Source organism: Vibrio sp. Isolate32 (genome assembly GCF_022397955.1).
Taxonomy (GTDB): domain Bacteria; phylum Pseudomonadota; class Gammaproteobacteria; order Enterobacterales; family Vibrionaceae; genus Vibrio.
On sequence record NZ_JAKEUQ010000005.1, the window covers coordinates 165,225 to 182,837 of the forward strand.

Sequence of the window (17,613 nt, forward strand, 5' to 3'; positions counted from 1 at the left end):
AAAAAAGAAGGCTCAATATTCCTAAATTAACGCTCTAGTTACCGCCAGAACACTTCTTGGTTTCGACGTTAAACGCACCACATGAGAATGGCTTCGACCAGCTAGAGAACAGTTTTGCCGATTCAGGTAAGTAGCTCGACCAAGCGTCACCCGCAACAAGGCCTGTGGTTTCCCAGACGATATCGAATTGACCATCGTCTTGGATCTCACCGATCAGGACTGGTTTAGTGATGTGGTGGTTTGGCAGCATGGTTGAGTAGCCGCCAGAAAGGTTAGGAACAGACACACCAATCAAGGCATCTTGCACAGATTCAGGATCGGTTGTGCCCGCGTTGGTTACCGCTTGCGCCCACATATTGAAGCCAACATAGTGCGCTTCCATTGGGTCGTTGGTGACACGCTTTTCATTCTTGATGAATGACTGCCACGTTTCAACGAACTCTTCATTGGCTTCAGTATCAACGCTCATGAAGTAGTTCCATGCCGCTAGGTGACCTACCAGTGGTTCTGTGTCCATACCCGATAGTTCTTCTTCACCAACAGAGAATGCGATAACTGGGATGTCTTCAGATGAAATGCCTTGAGCGCCTAGCTCTTTGTAGAAAGGGACGTTCGCATCACCGTTCACAGTAGAAACCACAGCGGTTTTCTTGCCCGCTTCGCCGAACTTCTTGATGTCGGAAACGATAGATTGCCAATCAGAGTGACCAAATGGCGTGTAGTTGATCATGATGTCTTCTTCTGCGACACCTTTATCTTTCAGGTAGGCTTCAAGGATCTTGTTGGTTGTGCGCGGGTAAACGTAATCCGTGCCTGCTAGTACCCAACGCTCAACTTCCAGCTCTTCCATTAAGTAATCCACGGCAGGAATCGCTTGTTGATTTGGCGCGGCGCCGGTGTAGAAAACGTTTTTAGAAGACTCTTCCCCTTCATACTGTACTGGGTAGAAAAGAATGCTGTTGAGCTCTTCAAAGACAGGCAACATGGATTTACGTGATACCGATGTCCAACCACCGAACACCACATCCACTTTCTCTTTTTCGATAAGCTCACGCGCTTTTTCTGCAAATAGAGGCCAGTTTGATGCAGGGTCAACGACTACAGGCTCAAGCTTTTTACCTAGCAAGCCGCCCTTTTTGTTCTGCTCTTCGATGAGCATTAACACGGTATCTTTCAGTGTGGTTTCACTGATCGCCATGGTGCCAGATAGTGAATGTAGAACGCCGACCTTTATGGTCTCGTCAGCCGCAAACACTGATGCAGAAGAAAATGAAAGTGTTGTACACAGTGCAGCTAGCGATAAATTGAACACCTTGTTCATGATAGTACTCCATAATTGTATTTTTGTTATTCAATTACAGAGTTACAAGAAGAGTGCCAAACTCAATAAGTAACCATTAAAAACATAAGTGGTTGTATTAAATGGATTTAAAAATAGACCACACCAATAGCGTGCATAGCAACCATGTCACTATGTTTCATACTGGTGCAGTGACAATAAGAATGAACCAAGATGATACACAACCCTAGAGTGGGTACAAAAAAGCCCAATACATAGGTATTGGGCCTCTTAATGAATGCTATGGTTACGATACTTACTGTTGTCACTTTCAAGCTAGTCCGCAGCTTGGAACTCGAACTTTACTCTCGACTTAGATTTAAGCTCGTTACACTCACCATTACAAAAATAGCTCGCGGCACCACAGGCTTGAAGTTTCTCTAACTGGCTGCTGCACTCTGGGCAGAACCCTACTTTAGTAAAATGTGCCTGACAATTTTTACAGTGGCATTGTCCATCCCAGCCAAGCTCTGACTGACACTTAGGGCAGATATTTTCACTCATTAGTATTTCCTAATTCACGACTCTTTTTACAATCTACTACTGCTTGGATTTCGCTTGTTTGATTTGGTACATGTTCTTATCAGCTTGTGCGATCAACTGATCTAACCCCTGTGGATCTTTTTCACAAGCAAGACCTACACTCACTGAGAACTGCACGTCATTAATATAAAGGGCTTGTTGCAGTGTTTTCTCTAAACGGTGGTAGAAGTTGAGAGCAGTTTCTTGATCATCAAAACATGAGAACACCACAAATTCATCACCACCATAACGACCTATCTTGGCACATGCTGTGGTTGCCTCATCTAGAACTTCGGCAACCGCCAATAGCACATCATCGCCAAAGCTGTGACCGTAGGTGTCATTGATTGATTTGAATTTATCGACATCGACAAACAGACACGCCATCACCTTCTGTGCAAAACAGGTCTTGGCTAAGACCTTTTCAGCTTCATTGAACAAGGCACGGCGATTCAAGCAGTGGGTAAGAGAATCACGATTAGCGAAAAAGTTAAGCTGATTTTCCAACTCGTACTTTTCTAACGCCACCGAATATAGAGAAGCGAGCAGCTCTAAGATCTCAAGCTCGAATTCATGTGGCTCGGAAACATATTGGCTGTATATAGCGAAAGTACCAAGTACGTGCCCGTTTGAAGAAAGAATTGGCACAGACCAGCATGCATGAAGGTTAGCCTGGTTTGTTAACGCCAAGAAAGGTGCCCAATTGGGGTGTGCATTTATATTTGATACCATCACTGCTTTTTTGAGCGCAGCGGCCTCACCACAGGAACCAATCCCAGCACCAACACCGACCCCCTCTATCTGCTGATTATAGAAATCAGGCAAATTCGGAGCATATTCGAGGTGCAAAGTCTGAGACTCGGCGTTGAGAAGTAAAATTGAAGCCATACGCTGACCAAAAAGCTGTTCTGTAAGCTCAATGATCTTGCGGTTTAAGTCCTTGCGATCCATCCCAAGGGCAAGCTTCCGTAGCAAACTGTTGACTGCTCGGTGGCCTTCTAATAAAAATAGTTGTTCCATTCAATAACGCTTTCAATTATTTAATCGGGTACAGCCTGTTCTCATTCAAGAGTATTATTGGTTAATAATAACACACTTAATTACAACTACCCACAATCGAGGAACATTGGTTGATCTTTCGCTTTATCTACTTTGATCAGCGATCTACCCCAAAAAGAATATTTATATCACCACACACCGAAAGCATAAGTTACATATGCTGCATTTCAATTTTATACAGTTAATTATATTAAAAGTGACAAATAAAAAAGAAATAATCAGCACAAGTTATTTCGATCTATTACTCAAATCATCGAATTACATGCGTCAGCATTTCAATGTTTTGGTCATCTATCTGGGTCAACTTAACGGACAGCGCACCAAGTTCAGAGGTATTCCCAATGTGTGTGCCACCACAAGGAATGGTGATCTGGGTACCTGCGTCAAGTTGCCATTCCCAGTAACGAGAGTCTGTTAACGCCTCACCCTCTAACCTCATCGTAACCGCCGATGGTTGTGCTAACCAAACGGAAATCAGCTCATTAACATCAGCTTCAATGGCCTCAAGGTTCGCTAGCATGTCAGCAACGTTCAGGCCACGTTTCTTCAAGGTTTTACCCAAGCGATAAGTGTCTTTACACTGCTCAGGCGTTACAAAGCTGGTTACTTGGGCGTAGCTATTAAAGTCATAGCTGCCCAGTGGATCTTTGCGGTCTGCATCTTTGCGCCAATAGCTGTCAGCTAAGACCTTATTCAACGCTAAGAAGGCGACGTGTCCCGCGCTATGACCACGGCTAATGCTTGCTTGATACTCTTTATCAACCGATAACGATACCTGCTCGTTAATAGTTATCGTAGAAGCGGATGCAGGTAGCTGATGGACCACCACAAATACCCAACCCTCTGTATCTCGCTTAACAGGAATATCTGCTGCTACATAAAGTTTGCCAGTAGATTGTTCTATCGCACCCACTAAGCAATCATCAACGGTATATTGCAGGTCGCCAAAGTTAACAGTGCCTCTATCCGCTGGGTGATCTGGCCATATGTGGCTAACAGGGTGAAAAGGAGTCACATCTGTGATTAAGTAGGCTTTGCTCTCATCACTTTCAACATGCAGAACCTTTGCCTCAAGCTGCCAAGTCTGGTGGCAGAATTGGGTGATGGTCGGTGTGATTGCTGCTGGTGTAATCAAGTCGCTCGTTGTCATGTCGTTCTTCTTTTGGAATCTAGTCTATGTCGCTTACTGATAATTCCTCGCAAGGTGCGGTTATCAGATAACGTAAATTTTGCTTAAAAAAATACCCGAGACAGGCTCGGGTATCAAATCTATTCAAAAGGACTATTTACGTCCTTTAACCATGCTCATCATACGCTTACGTTTGCGTTCTTGAGAGATAGTTAACTTGTTCGTCTTAGCTTCAAATGGGTTTTCGCTGTTCTGGAATTGAATGCGAATTGGCGTACCCATGATTTCTAGTGAACGACGGTAGTAGTTCATCAGGAATCGCTTGTATGAATCTGGCAAGTCACGAACTTGGTTACCATGGATAACGATAATTGGTGGGTTATAGCCACCCGCGTGCGCGTATTTCAGTTTCACACGACGACCACGAACCATAGGCGGTTGGTGATCATCAGTCGCCATCTTCATAATACGAGTTAGAACAGACGTACCAACACGAGTTGTCGCTGACTTGTAAGCCTCTTGAACCGATTCAAACAAGTGACCAACACCAGTACCGTGAAGTGCAGAGATAAAGTGAATACGTGCGAAATCAACGAAACCTAAACGACGGTCTAGTTCTTTCTTAACGCGCTCTTTCACGTCGTTATCTAGGCCATCCCACTTGTTTACTGCGATCACGATTGAACGACCTGCGTTCAATGCAAAACCTAGCAAGCTCAAGTCTTGATCTGAGATGTTCTCACGAGCATCAATCACAAGTAGAACAACGTTCGCATCTTCAACCGCTTTCAACGTTTTAACAACCGAGAACTTCTCTACAGTCTCGTTGATGTTTTTACGACGACGTACACCCGCAGTATCGATCAGAACGTATTCACGCTCGTCACGGCTCATTGGGATGTAGATAGAATCACGAGTTGTACCAGGCATATCGTAAACAACCACGCGCTCTTCACCTAGGATACGGTTAGTTAGCGTTGATTTACCTACGTTTGGACGACCAATAATTGCAAGCTTGATTGGCTGATCTTGCAGACGCTTGAACTCTTGTTCCGCTTCTTCTTCAGTGAAATCAACCTGCTCAGCTTCTTCGTCTTCAAATTCTGTTAGATCGCTAATTTCACCCTGCTCAGCTTTAAGTGCTTCAGCAAATGGGTTTAGAGCAAGATCAATCAGTGCTGTAACACCACGACCGTGCGCTGCAGCGATTTGGTACATGTCTTCTACACCTAGCTGCCAGAAGTCAGCACTTGCTGCATCAGGGTCAATACCATCAACCTTGTTTACTACAAGCATTGAAGGCTTTTCTAGTTGGCGAAGGTGCTTCGCGATAGCAACGTCAGATGGTGTTAGACCAGCACGGCCATCTACCATGAACAGTACAACATCAGCTTCGTCGATCGCAGCTAATGACTGCTCTGCCATTTTAGTTTCAACACCTTCTTCGGTACCGTCGATACCACCAGTGTCGATAACAATAAACTCATGCTCACCAAGTTGAGCATGGCCATATTTACGGTCACGCGTTAAGCCAGGGAAATCCGCAACCAATGCATCACGAGTTCGAGTCAATCGGTTAAACAACGTAGATTTACCTACGTTCGGACGCCCTACTAGAGCAACAACAGGTACCATAACAACCTCTACAATTTCTTCTCTTAATGTAGTTATAGGTAAGCACTTGTTCGCAAGTTTAAACTCTTACCTATAACCACATGGTTTATTAATTTTTAACAACAAAACGGCTCCTGGCTGTTACCAACCAGGAGCCGACTGTGAATTATATCACGCTTTTATTGGCTAATCGTCAGTTTCTTTACATCGCCGTTGCGAGTCGTCACTAAGTAGCCTTCAGGCAGTTCAATTGGCGCTACAGCAAAGCCGCTGTCATCAACCAACTGCTGAGCAACAAACTCACCCGTTGAGCGATCTAACCAATGTAGATAGCCTTCTGTATCACCCACAACAACGTATCCGTTAATGATAGCAGGTGCTGTCAGTAAACGGTTTTCTAGCAATGGAGTGCTCCACAGTTCGGTACCGCTACGAGCATCTACTGCAACTACGTGATCCTTATCTGTTACAAGGAACAAACGGCTGCCGTCACTTGCTAAGTCAATCGCTGATGAGTAGTTGCGTTTCCAAACTGGCTTACCAGAGCGTAGATCAATGGCAATCAACTGGCCGTTAATGCCAACAGTGTACAAGGTACCACCCAGTACAACTGGCGATGCATCAACATCAACTAAGCGATCGATTTCCGTCGCGCCCTTTGGTGTACCAACTGGTTGTTGCCAAATCAACTGACCACGCTCAACAATAGCTGCTGCTAGACGACCATTTGCCGTACCCCAGAACACACCACCAGAAACCGCAACAGGAGCACTGTCGCCACGTAGCGTCAGGCTTGGAACTTCAGTACTGATTGTCCACTTCTGTTCACCGGTCTCTTGGTCTAGCGCGAGCATCATGCCGCGGCTAGTGTGAACCAATACCATATTGTTGTCAGTGGCAGGAGATGCAAGCACCTCACCGTTTACTGATACACGCCACAGCTCTTCGCCAGTCGATTCATCCAGCGCGATTACTTCACCATTTTCAGAACCCACAAACACTTTGCCGTAAGCAGCAGTTAAGCCACCAGACAAACGAGCCAGCACATCTTTCTCAAGGTCAGTTTTCCAGAGCTCTTTACCCGTTTCAGGATCCAGCGCTTTAACCAGACCTTCACGGCTTGCAACAAACACTTTGTCGTAAGCCAGCTCAGGCGTCAGTTTTGAAAAGTAGTGACCAACACCATCACCAACCGAGGTCGACCATTCCTGTTTAGGAGTGAACTCACTGTTTACCGTTGGTACTGGCGCCATGATTACGGTGTCTTCTTCACCCGCACAGCCAGCTAATAGGCCAAGAGCAATCGCACACAACGCCGCTTTTGGAAACATCTTCTTCATTCAAAGCGCCTTATTTAGCTAGGTCGTCAAGTTTGATTTGAAGCGTTTGGCTAGCATCAACAGCTTGCTGTGCTTCGGTGTAAGCACTGTATGCTGCGTCTGTGTCGCCTTTACGAAGTGAGATATCACCACGTAGTTCAGCCACGCGGCCTTTCCAAGACTCGTCCGTTACTGCAGCAAGATCAGACAACGCAGCATCAAATTCACCTTGCTCAGCTTTGATACGAGCAACACGGTAAGTCAGTAGTGGCGAAAGTGCCGCCTCCTTAGTTGCCGCTTTTGCCCACTCTAGCTGTTCAAGTGCTGCAGATAATTCACCTGCTTGTACTTGTACTTTTGCTAGCTGCATCGCTGCAAGTACTGAGTATTCAGCATCTTTGTTTGCGTCGATAAAAGCTTGAATATCAGATTGAGCATCAACGCCTTTTGCATCTAAAGCAGAGATCACTGTCGTGTAGCTTTCTGAAGCAGCTTCACGCGCCTCAACTACAGAATCTTGGTAGTAGCGCCAACCGAATAGACCACCTAAACCAATAACCGCACCGAAGATTACGGCTTTACCGTTCTCTTTCCACCAATCTTTAATGGCTTCAACCTGCTGCTCTTCGCTATCGTAAAGTTCCACTTCCTGTCCTCTTTAATTCTTTAAACGCCAGCATAGTGCTGACGTTATTATTCGTTATGAGCGTTTGCTCTAATGCTAATTAGATTAGCGCAGCTACTTTTGCAGCAACGTCTGCTTGGGCAACAACTTCTTGTTCACCACCAACCAGATCTTTCAATACCACAGTGTTGTCTGCTACTTCGTTTTCACCCAGTACCAGAGCAACTACAGCACCTACTTTATCTGCACGTTTGAATTGCTTCTTGAAGCTACCACCACCGAAGTGGCTCATTACACGTACACCTTCAACGGTATCACGTAATTGATTCGCTAATTGCATGCCCGCGATCATAGTGCCTTCGCCAGCCGCAACCATGTAAACATCAACACTGCGACGAACTTCTGTAAGCTCTAGCGTTTCCATCATTAGGACTAGACGCTCTAGGCCCATTGCGAAACCAACAGCTGGTGTTGCTTTACCGCCAAGTTGCTCAACAAGACCGTCGTAACGACCGCCGCCACATACGGTACCTTGAGCACCTAGGCTTTCAGTGATCCACTCAAATACTGTGCGGTTGTAGTAGTCCAAACCACGTACTAGACGCTCGTTAACTTGGTATTCGATACCAACGGCATCAAGAAGTTCACACAAACCAGCAAAATGTTGCTTCGACTCTTCACCTAAGTATTCAGAAAGTCGAGGTGCGTCACCTAAGATAGCTTGAACGTCTGGGTTCTTAGTATCTAGTACACGAAGTGGGTTTGTGTGCATGCGACGTTTGCAATCTTCGTCTAGCACATCAATGTGCTGTTCAAGGAAAGCAACAAGTGCTGTACGGTAGTTCACGCGATCTTCAGTAGAACCGATTGAGTTCAGCTCTAGACGAACGTGCTTGTCGATGCCTAGCTCACGCCATAGACGCGCCGTCATCATGATAAGTTCTGCGTCAACGTCTGGACCGTCTAGGCCAAACACTTCCACGCCACATTGGTGGAATTGACGGTAGCGACCTTTTTGAGGACGCTCGTGACGGAACATTGGGCCCATGTACCATAGGCGTTGCTCATCACGGTTAATAAGGCTGTTTTGGATGCATGAACGTACACAACCCGCAGTGCCTTCTGGACGTAGCGTTAGGCTATCGCCGTTACGGTCATCAAAGGTGTACATCTCTTTTGAAACAACGTCTGTCTCTTCACCCACTGCGCGGCTAAATAGGTTTGTTTCTTCAACGATAGGCATACGCACTTCGTTGTAACCGTGTGCACTCACCACGTTTTTCACTGCGTTTTCTACTTTCTGCCACAGTGGTGATTGAGTCGGTAGGCAGTCGTTCATGCCTCGGATTGCTTGGATATTTTTAGCCACAATATTTATTCCGTAATTTCTCACGACCAGGTGTTGATGCGAATAGACAACCGCACCTCATCGCGTTTTATTAATCTTCTAGGTTTTCTACATCAATGCGATTTGCTTTATCAAGCACTGATGCTTTTGCTCGAATCTTAGCTTCAAGCTGATCAACAAGGTCGTTGTTGTCAAAGCGCTCTTTCTGACGCTTACCATCTTCGTAAAAGGCACTCTTACGAGCACTACCCGCTAGGCCTAGATGAGATACTTCTGCTTCACCTGGGCCATTCACCACACAACCGATGATAGAGACATCCATTGGGGTAATTACGTCTTCTAGACGCTCTTCAAGCGCGTTTACGGTGTTAATAACATCGAACTCTTGCCGAGAACAGCTTGGACACGCGATAAAGTTGATACCACGCGAGCGAATGCGCAAAGATTTAAGAATATCGAAGCCAACTTTGATCTCTTCAACAGGATCCGCCGCTAGCGAGATACGTAGTGTATCGCCAATACCTTCAGAAAGAAGCATACCTAAGCCAACAGAAGACTTAACCGCACCAGCACGTGCACCACCAGCTTCGGTGATACCAAGGTGAAGCGGTTGATCAATCTGTTTTGCCAGTAAACGGTATGAACCTACAGCTAGGAATACGTCAGATGCTTTAACACTCACTTTAAATTGGTCAAAGTTGAGACGGTCTAAGATATCGACGTGACGCATTGCTGATTCAACAAGCGCTTCTGCTGTTGGCTCTGTGTATTTCTCTTGGATCTCTTTTTCAAGAGAACCACCGTTAACACCAATACGAATCGGAATATTCATATCACGAGCACAATCAACAACTGAGCGAATACGGCTCTCGTTACCGATGTTACCTGGGTTGATACGCAGACAGTCTACACCGTACTCAGCCACTTTCAGCGCGATACGGTAGTCAAAGTGAATGTCAGCGACCAAAGGAACAGAAACCTGCTGCTTGATTTGCTTAAATGCTTCAGCGGCATCCATAGTCGGTACAGATACGCGAACGATATCAGCGCCCACATTTTCCAGAGCTCGGATCTGAGCAACGGTTGCGGCTACGTCTGTTGTTCTTGTGTTGGTCATGGATTGCACAGCAATAGGTGCACCATCACCGATCGGCACATCACCCACATAAATACGGGTTGATTTGCGACGAATAATAGGAGATTCGTGTTGCATATTAACTCTAAGGTAAGGTTATTCTGGCTACTTTGCCTGAAGTATACCCAGAAAGGTCGACAGGTTCACTTGCAAATGTCATTGATACGCCTTCTGGCGCACCTAGAATCACTTTATATGGTGCAGTTCCTGATAGGTTTAGTGACTGACCCGCTTTTTTGATGCCAGTTGACAAGGTTTTGCCGGTCGCATCTTTAACTTGAATCCAACAGTCTGCAGTAAACTGCATCGTTAGCGCTTTGGTTGCTACTTCAGGTGTTGGCGTTGTTTCAGGAGCAGGTGTTGCTTCAACTGTTTCTAATTCAACAGCTGGTTCTGCGTCGACTGCTGGTAGTTCATCAGTCACGTCAAGTGCAGCTGAAGTATCTGCCGCATCACTGATTGCAGCAAGGCCTTCAGTATCTTCAATCACAGAAGCCGCAGCGTCGTTTTGCTCAGCTTCAATCACTTCTAAAGAGGCGAACTCAGGGTCCAGAGACTCTTCCACCGCAAGCTCTTCTGAACTTTCAGTGTTGGCCAGAGATTGAGACAGGGTGTCTTGTTGTTGATTCTGCCACCACCACAGTGAAGAGATACCGACGATAACTGCAAAGATACCCCAAGTGAGCAGCATAATACGGCTGTTGTGCTTTTCTGTTTTCGTCTTGCGAGAAAAGCTCAGCATTTCTTGATCTTCATGTTGAGCATCACCGGAATGGCGAAGCGCGTTCAATACCACTTTTTCATCAAGATTGACGTATTTCGCGTATGAACGGATGTAACCACGCATGAAGGTTGCGACTTGGTCTGACTCAAATTGGTTTTCTTCAATTTGTTGAATTAAAGAGATGCGTAGTTTTAGGCGATCCGAGATCTGCTTTTGTGTTAAACCAAGAGCTTCTCGTTGATTTTTCAGTAGCGTCCCCGCTTCTAGAGCTGGAGCGATCGGTTCTTGCGCTTGTGTGTCGTGTTCTGTGTTCATAGAGAGTGAACTTCTAAAATATTATCGCAGGTCGACGAGAGCGTTTTTTATTGTCGTTTAAGCTCATTCTAGCAACCCACTTATGTGGAATTTGTCCTGTTACCCAACTCATCAACCCTTAAAGACGAACGACATGCATTTTATTATTAGTGACGTTCTCAGGAAGCTAGTTTATCAAGTAGCCAACCTAAATAGACATATTGATGGTCAGTAACAAGCGAGCACTTAAATTAATTTAAGATTAGTTAATCATAAGCTAATGCCATTACAAGGCAAAAATACTTTCAACAAAATTTACCGTCAGCTCATGCTTTTGTCCAAAAATTGACGAAAAATGTAAGAAAGCGTGGGCAAGAAGTCCAAAAAATAGAAAACGAAGTCCCAAAAACGCAACAAGCCAGAAGTAAGACTTCTGGCTTGTTTAGATTCAAATCGCGTTTTAAACCGCTTTTACTTCAATCACACCACCGGCAACCAAGTTAGCTTCTGATGCTGCTTTAAGCATTTTAGTACGCTTAGTTCTATCGATAACATCACCAACCAACTGGCCACATGCTGCATCAATATCGTCACCACGCGTTTTACGAACCGTTACTGTGTAGTCGTATTCCATTAGCGTTTTTTGGAAGCGGTCAATACGAGAGTTGCTTGGCTTCTTGTATGGTGAACCTGGGTAAGGGTTAAATGGAATCAGGTTAATCTTACATGGCGTGTCTTTCATCAGCTCAGCAAGTTCACGTGCGTGGTCCATATCGTCATTCACATGATCCAATAGAACGTACTCTACCGTTACTTTACCGCGGTTAGCATTCGAAGAAGCAATGTAGCGACGAACAGACGCTAGGAAATCTTGGATATCCCAACGGTCGTTGATCGGCATGATTTGGCTACGAAGTTCATCGTTTGGCGCGTGCAGAGAGATAGCAAGTGCTACATCGATGTTATCTGTCATTTGGTCAAGGCCAGATACAACACCAGAAGTAGATACTGTTACGCGACGCTTAGACAGTGCGAAACCTAGGTCATCAAGCATGATCTCTAATGATGGCATTAGGTTTTTCATGTTAAGTAGCGGCTCGCCCATGCCCATCATTACAACGTTAGTAATTGGACGACGGCCTGTCTCTTTCTCTAGACCAATTTCACGAGCAGCACGCCAGATTTGACCCACGATCTCAGAAACTTTTAGGTTACGGTTAAAGCCTTGTTGAGCTGTCGAGCAGAATTTACACTCTAGCGCACAACCAACCTGTGAAGATACACACAGAGTCGCACGGTCACCGTCTGGGATGTAAACCGTCTCAACGTCTTGGTCGCCAACGCTCATCGCCCATTTAATTGTGCCGTCTGAAGAGTGTTGGGCTTCAGAAACAACAGGAGCAACAATTTCACAACGGCGTTGAAGTTTTTCACGCAGCTTTTTGTTGATGTTGTTCATGTTTTCGAAGTCATCGACACCGAAGTGATACATCCACTTCATCACTTGATCTGCGCGAAAAGCTTTCTCATTCAATTCTTCTGTGAAAAATTTACGAAGACCTTTACGATCAAAATCGAGTAGATTGACTTTAGCTGTGGTCATGATGCCTCTCAATGACGGAACAATAATTAAGGGCGCGAATTGTACAGCCTTTACGCATGTTCAACAAGGGCTGTAAAACCCTGTGTTTACTAAGACATTCAAACTTAAGTGATTAAAACTTGAACAGCCATATTTGTAAGCTGAGATTTAGCGGATTTGGGGCTAAATATCTAGCCTCCACAACTATGACAGAGATTCCCGACTACGCTCCTTCGTCACTATTCGGAATGACGACTAGACAAACTACCTCTAACTTAAAATCCACATACAAAAAAGGCCTCACCGAAGTGAAGCCTTTAGAGTCATTTGCTGTGTCTCTTATTGAGCTGGACGTGGGCAAATCTCAGATTCTGGGAAGAAGAACTCGATTTCACGAGCTGCAGACTCTGGGCTGTCGCTGCCGTGTACTGAGTTGTAACGCATGCTGATTGCGTAATCAGCGCGGATAGTGCCGCATGCCGCTTCTTCTGGGTTTGTTTTGCCCATAAGTTCACGGTAACGAGCGATTGCGTTTTCGCCTTCTAGTACTTGAACCATGATAGGACCAGAAGTCATGAACTCTTTTAGTGGACCAAAGAATTCTTTGCCTTCGTGTTCCGCGTAGAAGCCGCTCGCTTGCTCTTCAGTCAGATGAACCATCTTAGCAGCGATAATTTCTAGGCCTGCTTTTTCGATGCGGTGGTAGATTTCACCTACAAGGTTACGCTTAACTGCATCCGGCTTAACAATTGAGAACGTTCTTTCTAGAGCCATAGGGATTCCTTCACTTCATTTTTTGTTATTAAATACTGAAATTACAAAGATCATTCGATCTAAGGTAATCAATGAGCGGTATCGAAACACCGCTCACCGTTATTATTATTTTGCTTGGTCGATAAGAATTCGAGCCAGTGTGCGAACACCCATGCCCGTTGCACCTGCTGCCCATTTATCACTTGGAGATTTACGGTAAGTACCCGCGCAATCCATGTGCATCCAGCCTTTTTTGTAGTCATCTACGAAGTAAGACAGGAACGCTGCAGCCGTGCTTGCACCTGGAGTGTAATCACCCGTGCTAATGTTCGAAAGGTCAGCAAAGTTTGAAGGCAGCATGCCACGGTGGAAATCCGCAAGAGGCAGTGGCCATAGGCCTTCTTTCTCTTGGTTAGCCGCCGTTAGTGCTTGGTGAGCCAGCTCGTCATCAAAGCTCATTAGCGCGTGGTAGTCGTTACCCAGTGCGTTTTTAGCAGCGCCCGTTAGCGTTGCACAATCGATGATAAGCTCAGGGTTTTGCTCACTTGCGTACATCAGGCCATCAGCTAGAACTAAACGGCCTTCTGCGTCGGTGTTCATGATCTCAACTGTCTTACCATTCTTGTACGTGATGATATCGCCAAGCTTCAATGCACGACCAGAGATCATGTTCTCTGCACAACATAGGATAAGCTTGATACGCTTGTTCAGGCCACGCTCAATCGCAAGACCTAAACCACCAGTGATAGTCGCTGCACCGCCCATGTCCGCTTTCATTGCAGTCATGAACTGACCTGGCTTAATGCTGTAACCGCCTGAGTCGAAAGTGATGCCTTTACCAACTAGACAGGCAAATACCGGCGCGTTTTCGTCGCCTGTTGGGTTGAAGTCCAGTTGAAGCATTGCTGAAGTACGCTCAGAGCCGCGGCCTACCGCGTAGATGCCTTCCCAACCTTCAGTTAGTAGGTCTTTGTCTTTAACAATTTTTGCTTTAACTGTGCCTCCTGGCGCAACTGATTTGATGTATTCAGCTGCCATTGTTGCCAGTTGACGAGGTGCGACTTCTTCAGCCGTCTTATTGATAATGTCACGCGTCCAATCTGTAGCACGAATACGCGCCTCTAGTTCAGCTTGGTCTGCTTCTGGCAGTGCGTCCCACTCCAATGTATTCTTTTTCTTTGGTCCACGGTAACCTTGATTGAAAGCCCATACGCTTTCTAGGTCCCAACCTTCACCACTTAGTGAAACGAATGAAATACCTTGTCCGTCAAGTGTGCGACCTGCGCGTTGAACGGCACCAAGATCGTGGCCTTCACCAATGTGAATTGTCGCTCCTGCTTCCGAGAACGATAAGATAGCTTTTGCTCCCCACTGAGGCTGGGCAGCTTCTTGACTTAAAAATACTGACATCTGTGTAGACATGATTTCTCCTTGTCTGAGAACCACCTTGCTTGAGTGATCCTGATTATTTTTTATTAGCGCACTGATGTTAGCATTATGTAGAAGTAAAATGTCATTTTGATAAAAAAACGGACCATAAGGTCCGCTTTTTTTAGTAAGAATTGTTAACTTGGCTGCGTTTTATATGGGGTTGATTTCACTCCATAGCCAAATAATCGATGTGATGATTAATCCATCTCATCCATCCAGCACAAAATAATAGCCTCTAAGATCTTTTCGTTCGAGTGGTTAGGCTCGTCGTCAAACTCTTCAAGGTCTAATATCCACTGGTGCAGATCGGTAAAACGTACCGTTTTAGGATCAGTATCAGGGTACAAATCACATAGCTCAATTGCGATATCGCGAGAATCAATCCACTTCAAGCTCATAACACTTCCTTATATTTATCAGAGACACTTAGTCACTTTTATGATCTATATTCTAGGCCAGTTTTGTTAAACCGTTACCTCAGTCATGGCGACAAACACCATGACTGCAGAGAAGTTCTTAATGGTCTTCAGACGCTAGGTTCAACGTGTACTTTGGAATCTCGACAACAAGGTCTTCGTCAGCGACTTTCGCCTGACAACCTAGGCGAGATTCCATCTCTAAACCCCATGCTTTATCAAGCATATCGTCTTCTAGGTCATCGCTCTCTTCTAAAGAATCGAAACCTTCACGAATCACAACGTGACATGTTGTACATGCACACGATTTTTCACATGCGTGCTCAATACCAATACCGGCCTTTAGTGCAACATCAAGAACCGTCTCACCAGTTTTTGCTTCTAAAACAGCGCCTTCTGGACATAGATCTTCGTGAGGTAAAACAATAATCTTTGGCATGTTTATCTATTCTCTAACTATTAAATATTATCGACTGACTGACCTGACAGTGCAGCACGAATTGATTTATCCATACGACGTGAAGCAAAGTCTTGGCTCGCTTTGTCGGTATTCTTAATTTCTTGTTCAATGGCATCGGCATTGTCGCCGTTGCGGGCTTCAATCAGGGTTTCGATCGCCTGAAGAAGCTGCTGTTTTTCTTGCTCGTTAAGCAGCTCATCACCGTCAGCTTGCATTGCTGCAATCAGGCCTTCAATAACGCGATCCGCTTCTACACGCTGTTCTGCAAGAGCACGCGCTTGCATGTCTTCTTTAGCAAACGTCATTGAGTCTTTCAGCATGTTGGCAACTTCATCATCGCTCAGGCCGTAAGAAGGCTTTACTTGAATTTCAGCTTGAACACCCGTGCTCTTCTCCATAGCCGTAACCGATAACAAGCCATCAGCATCCACTTGGTAAGTCACACGAATATGCGCCGCGCCAGCAGCCATTGGTGGAATGCCTTTCAGAGCAAAACGAGCTAGTGAACGACAGTCATCAACCATTTCACGTTCACCTTGCACGGTGTGTACTGTCATTGCAGTTTGACCGTCTTTGAACGTAGTAAATTCTTGTGCGCGAGCCACTGGGATCGTAGTGTTACGCGGAATGATCTTTTCTACTAGGCCACCCATGGTTTCGATACCTAGTGAAAGTGGGATTACGTCCAGCAGCAACATTTCTGAATCAGGTTTGTTACCTACTAGAATATCCGCTTGAATTGACGCACCAATCGCAACCACTTCATCAGGGTTAATGCTGGTTAATGGCGTACGACCAAAGAAGTCTCCCACCATTTCACGTACTAGTAATGTGCGCGTTGAACCACCAACCATGACCACTTCTAGCACTTCATCCGCATCAACTTCTGCATCTTTTAGAGCACGACGACATGAAAGTAGCGTTTTCTTAACTAGAGGCTTGATGATCTCTTCAAACTCTTCACGAGTTAATGAACCAGACCAACCTAATACTTCAACATCAACACTTTCAGATTCAGACAAACCAATTTTAGCTTCCGTTGCTGCATCTAGAAGTGCACGGTTCTGCTCAGCAGTGAGCTCTGATAATCCAATTTGCTCTTGAAAGTGGTCAGCAACAAGGTGGTCAAAATCATCACCGCCCAATGCTGAATCACCGCCAGTAGCTAGAACTTCAAAGACACCTTTAGACAAGCGTAAAATGGAGATATCAAACGTACCGCCGCCTAAGTCGTAAACCGCGATCACCCCTTCTTTGCCAGAATCCAGACCGTAAGCAATCGCTGCCGCCGTTGGTTCATTTAGAAGACGTAACACATGAAGACCAGCCAGCTGCGCCGCGTCTTTTGTGCCAGCACGCTGTGCATCATCGAAATACGCAGGAACGGTAATCACCGCACCAGATAGCTCACCGCCTAATGTAGACTCAGCACGTTGACCTAGCGCTTTCAGAATATCTGCAGATACTTGAATCGGGTTCTTGTTGCCTTGTTCTGTACGGATCACAGGTAGACCATTGTCACTTTCTTCAAACTGATATGGAAGAGATGGGTATCGCTGCTGAATATCAGCCAGTGAGCGACCAATCAATCGCTTAACTGAAATAATGGTGTTTTTAGGATCAGTCTGTGCATTTGCACGAGCTTCATCGCCAGTCGTATGTGAGTCTGACTGATAGTGAACAACGGAAGGCAGAATGCTACGACCATCTTGATCAACGAGCGTGCTCGCCTCACCACTGCGCACTGACGCAACCAATGAATTTGTTGTACCTAAATCAATACCCACAGCAAGCTTATGCTGGTGAGGAGCGGCGCTTTGCCCTGGTTCTGCAATCTGAAGTAGTGCCATGGATGTGTCCTTG

At 45.5% G+C, this 17,613-nt stretch carries 16 protein-coding genes; all 16 read right to left on the reverse strand.

Annotated elements, in window-relative coordinates; genetic code table 11:
• Nucleotides 1–34: 34 nt before the first annotated feature.
• The 16 genes from urtA to hscA all read right to left on the reverse strand — a co-directional run bounded on the left by urtA (nucleotide 35) and on the right by hscA (nucleotide 17,600).
• The gene (gene urtA / locus L1D11_RS05965) at nucleotides 35–1,321 is read right to left on the reverse strand and encodes an urea ABC transporter substrate-binding protein (protein ID WP_239833181.1); all 1,287 of its coding nucleotides are present in this window, start codon (nucleotides 1,319–1,321) and stop codon (nucleotides 35–37) included.
• A gap of 294 nt (nucleotides 1,322–1,615) precedes the next feature.
• Nucleotides 1,616–1,843: a zinc ribbon domain-containing protein gene (locus L1D11_RS05970; RefSeq protein ID WP_239833180.1), complete on the reverse strand. Its 228-nt coding sequence runs from the start codon at nucleotides 1,841–1,843 to the stop codon at nucleotides 1,616–1,618.
• 36 nt (nucleotides 1,844–1,879) lie between these two features.
• Complete coding sequence (locus L1D11_RS05975) at nucleotides 1,880–2,881, reverse strand: sensor domain-containing diguanylate cyclase (RefSeq protein WP_239833179.1); 1,002 nt, start codon at nucleotides 2,879–2,881, stop codon at nucleotides 1,880–1,882.
• Between the two features lie 289 nt (nucleotides 2,882–3,170).
• Nucleotides 3,171–4,070 (reverse strand): alanyl-tRNA editing protein, encoded by a 900-nt coding sequence (locus L1D11_RS05980; protein ID WP_239833148.1) that lies wholly within the window; start codon nucleotides 4,068–4,070, stop codon nucleotides 3,171–3,173.
• A 132-nt stretch (nucleotides 4,071–4,202) separates the two neighbouring features.
• The gene (gene der, locus L1D11_RS05985) at nucleotides 4,203–5,684 is read right to left on the reverse strand and encodes a ribosome biogenesis GTPase Der (protein ID WP_004740325.1); all 1,482 of its coding nucleotides are present in this window, start codon (nucleotides 5,682–5,684) and stop codon (nucleotides 4,203–4,205) included.
• A gap of 158 nt (nucleotides 5,685–5,842) precedes the next feature.
• Nucleotides 5,843–7,003, reverse strand: coding sequence for an outer membrane protein assembly factor BamB (gene bamB / locus L1D11_RS05990; RefSeq protein ID WP_004740326.1), 1,161 nt, complete (start codon nucleotides 7,001–7,003; stop codon nucleotides 5,843–5,845).
• 10 nt (nucleotides 7,004–7,013) lie between these two features.
• Complete coding sequence (locus L1D11_RS05995) at nucleotides 7,014–7,628, reverse strand: YfgM family protein (RefSeq protein WP_239833149.1); 615 nt, start codon at nucleotides 7,626–7,628, stop codon at nucleotides 7,014–7,016.
• A gap of 79 nt (nucleotides 7,629–7,707) precedes the next feature.
• The gene (hisS, locus tag L1D11_RS06000) at nucleotides 7,708–8,976 is read right to left on the reverse strand and encodes a histidine--tRNA ligase (RefSeq protein WP_239833150.1); all 1,269 of its coding nucleotides are present in this window, start codon (nucleotides 8,974–8,976) and stop codon (nucleotides 7,708–7,710) included.
• A 70-nt stretch (nucleotides 8,977–9,046) separates the two neighbouring features.
• The gene (gene ispG, locus L1D11_RS06005; protein ID WP_004740329.1) at nucleotides 9,047–10,168 is read right to left on the reverse strand and encodes a flavodoxin-dependent (E)-4-hydroxy-3-methylbut-2-enyl-diphosphate synthase; all 1,122 of its coding nucleotides are present in this window, start codon (nucleotides 10,166–10,168) and stop codon (nucleotides 9,047–9,049) included.
• 7 nt (nucleotides 10,169–10,175) lie between these two features.
• The gene (gene rodZ, locus L1D11_RS06010; RefSeq protein ID WP_239833151.1) at nucleotides 10,176–11,129 is read right to left on the reverse strand and encodes a cytoskeleton protein RodZ; all 954 of its coding nucleotides are present in this window, start codon (nucleotides 11,127–11,129) and stop codon (nucleotides 10,176–10,178) included.
• Between the two features lie 439 nt (nucleotides 11,130–11,568).
• Nucleotides 11,569–12,711, reverse strand: a complete 1,143-nt coding sequence (locus tag L1D11_RS06015; RefSeq protein WP_008222760.1) for a bifunctional tRNA (adenosine(37)-C2)-methyltransferase TrmG/ribosomal RNA large subunit methyltransferase RlmN — start codon at nucleotides 12,709–12,711, stop codon at nucleotides 11,569–11,571.
• 318 nt (nucleotides 12,712–13,029) lie between these two features.
• Nucleotides 13,030–13,464, reverse strand: coding sequence for a nucleoside-diphosphate kinase (gene ndk / locus L1D11_RS06020; RefSeq protein WP_004740333.1), 435 nt, complete (start codon nucleotides 13,462–13,464; stop codon nucleotides 13,030–13,032).
• A gap of 105 nt (nucleotides 13,465–13,569) precedes the next feature.
• Nucleotides 13,570–14,865, reverse strand: a complete 1,296-nt coding sequence (gene pepB, locus L1D11_RS06025; protein WP_239833152.1) for an aminopeptidase PepB — start codon at nucleotides 14,863–14,865, stop codon at nucleotides 13,570–13,572.
• Between the two features lie 206 nt (nucleotides 14,866–15,071).
• Nucleotides 15,072–15,272: a Fe-S cluster assembly protein IscX gene (gene iscX, locus L1D11_RS06030; protein WP_239833153.1), complete on the reverse strand. Its 201-nt coding sequence runs from the start codon at nucleotides 15,270–15,272 to the stop codon at nucleotides 15,072–15,074.
• A 118-nt stretch (nucleotides 15,273–15,390) separates the two neighbouring features.
• Nucleotides 15,391–15,729, reverse strand: a complete 339-nt coding sequence (gene fdx, locus L1D11_RS06035; protein ID WP_004740336.1) for an ISC system 2Fe-2S type ferredoxin — start codon at nucleotides 15,727–15,729, stop codon at nucleotides 15,391–15,393.
• Nucleotides 15,730–15,749: 20 nt separating this feature from the next.
• Nucleotides 15,750–17,600, reverse strand: a complete 1,851-nt coding sequence (gene hscA / locus L1D11_RS06040; RefSeq protein ID WP_239833154.1) for a Fe-S protein assembly chaperone HscA — start codon at nucleotides 17,598–17,600, stop codon at nucleotides 15,750–15,752.
• Nucleotides 17,601–17,613 lie beyond the last annotated feature (13 nt).

Bases quoted from the DNA above. Each gene is read 5' to 3' on its own strand.
- L1D11_RS05980 (WP_239833148.1), bottom strand. From the start codon at position 4,070: ATGACAACGAGCGACTTGATTACACCAGCAGCAATCACACCGACCATC.
- L1D11_RS06015 (WP_008222760.1), bottom strand. From the start codon at position 12,711: ATGACCACAGCTAAAGTCAATCTACTCGATTTTGATCGTAAAGGTCTT.
- urtA (WP_239833181.1), bottom strand. From the start codon at position 1,321: ATGAACAAGGTGTTCAATTTATCGCTAGCTGCACTGTGTACAACACTT.
- ispG (WP_004740329.1), bottom strand. From the start codon at position 10,168: ATGCAACACGAATCTCCTATTATTCGTCGCAAATCAACCCGTATTTAT.
- L1D11_RS05975 (WP_239833179.1), bottom strand. From the start codon at position 2,881: ATGGAACAACTATTTTTATTAGAAGGCCACCGAGCAGTCAACAGTTTG.
- bamB (WP_004740326.1), bottom strand. From the start codon at position 7,003: ATGAAGAAGATGTTTCCAAAAGCGGCGTTGTGTGCGATTGCTCTTGGC.
- L1D11_RS05970 (WP_239833180.1), bottom strand. From the start codon at position 1,843: ATGAGTGAAAATATCTGCCCTAAGTGTCAGTCAGAGCTTGGCTGGGAT.
- der (WP_004740325.1), bottom strand. From the start codon at position 5,684: ATGGTACCTGTTGTTGCTCTAGTAGGGCGTCCGAACGTAGGTAAATCT.
- rodZ (WP_239833151.1), bottom strand. From the start codon at position 11,129: ATGAACACAGAACACGACACACAAGCGCAAGAACCGATCGCTCCAGCT.
- fdx (WP_004740336.1), bottom strand. From the start codon at position 15,729: ATGCCAAAGATTATTGTTTTACCTCACGAAGATCTATGTCCAGAAGGC.
- ndk (WP_004740333.1), bottom strand. From the start codon at position 13,464: ATGGCTCTAGAAAGAACGTTCTCAATTGTTAAGCCGGATGCAGTTAAG.
- iscX (WP_239833153.1), bottom strand. From the start codon at position 15,272: ATGAGCTTGAAGTGGATTGATTCTCGCGATATCGCAATTGAGCTATGT.
- hscA (WP_239833154.1), bottom strand. From the start codon at position 17,600: ATGGCACTACTTCAGATTGCAGAACCAGGGCAAAGCGCCGCTCCTCAC.
- pepB (WP_239833152.1), bottom strand. From the start codon at position 14,865: ATGTCTACACAGATGTCAGTATTTTTAAGTCAAGAAGCTGCCCAGCCT.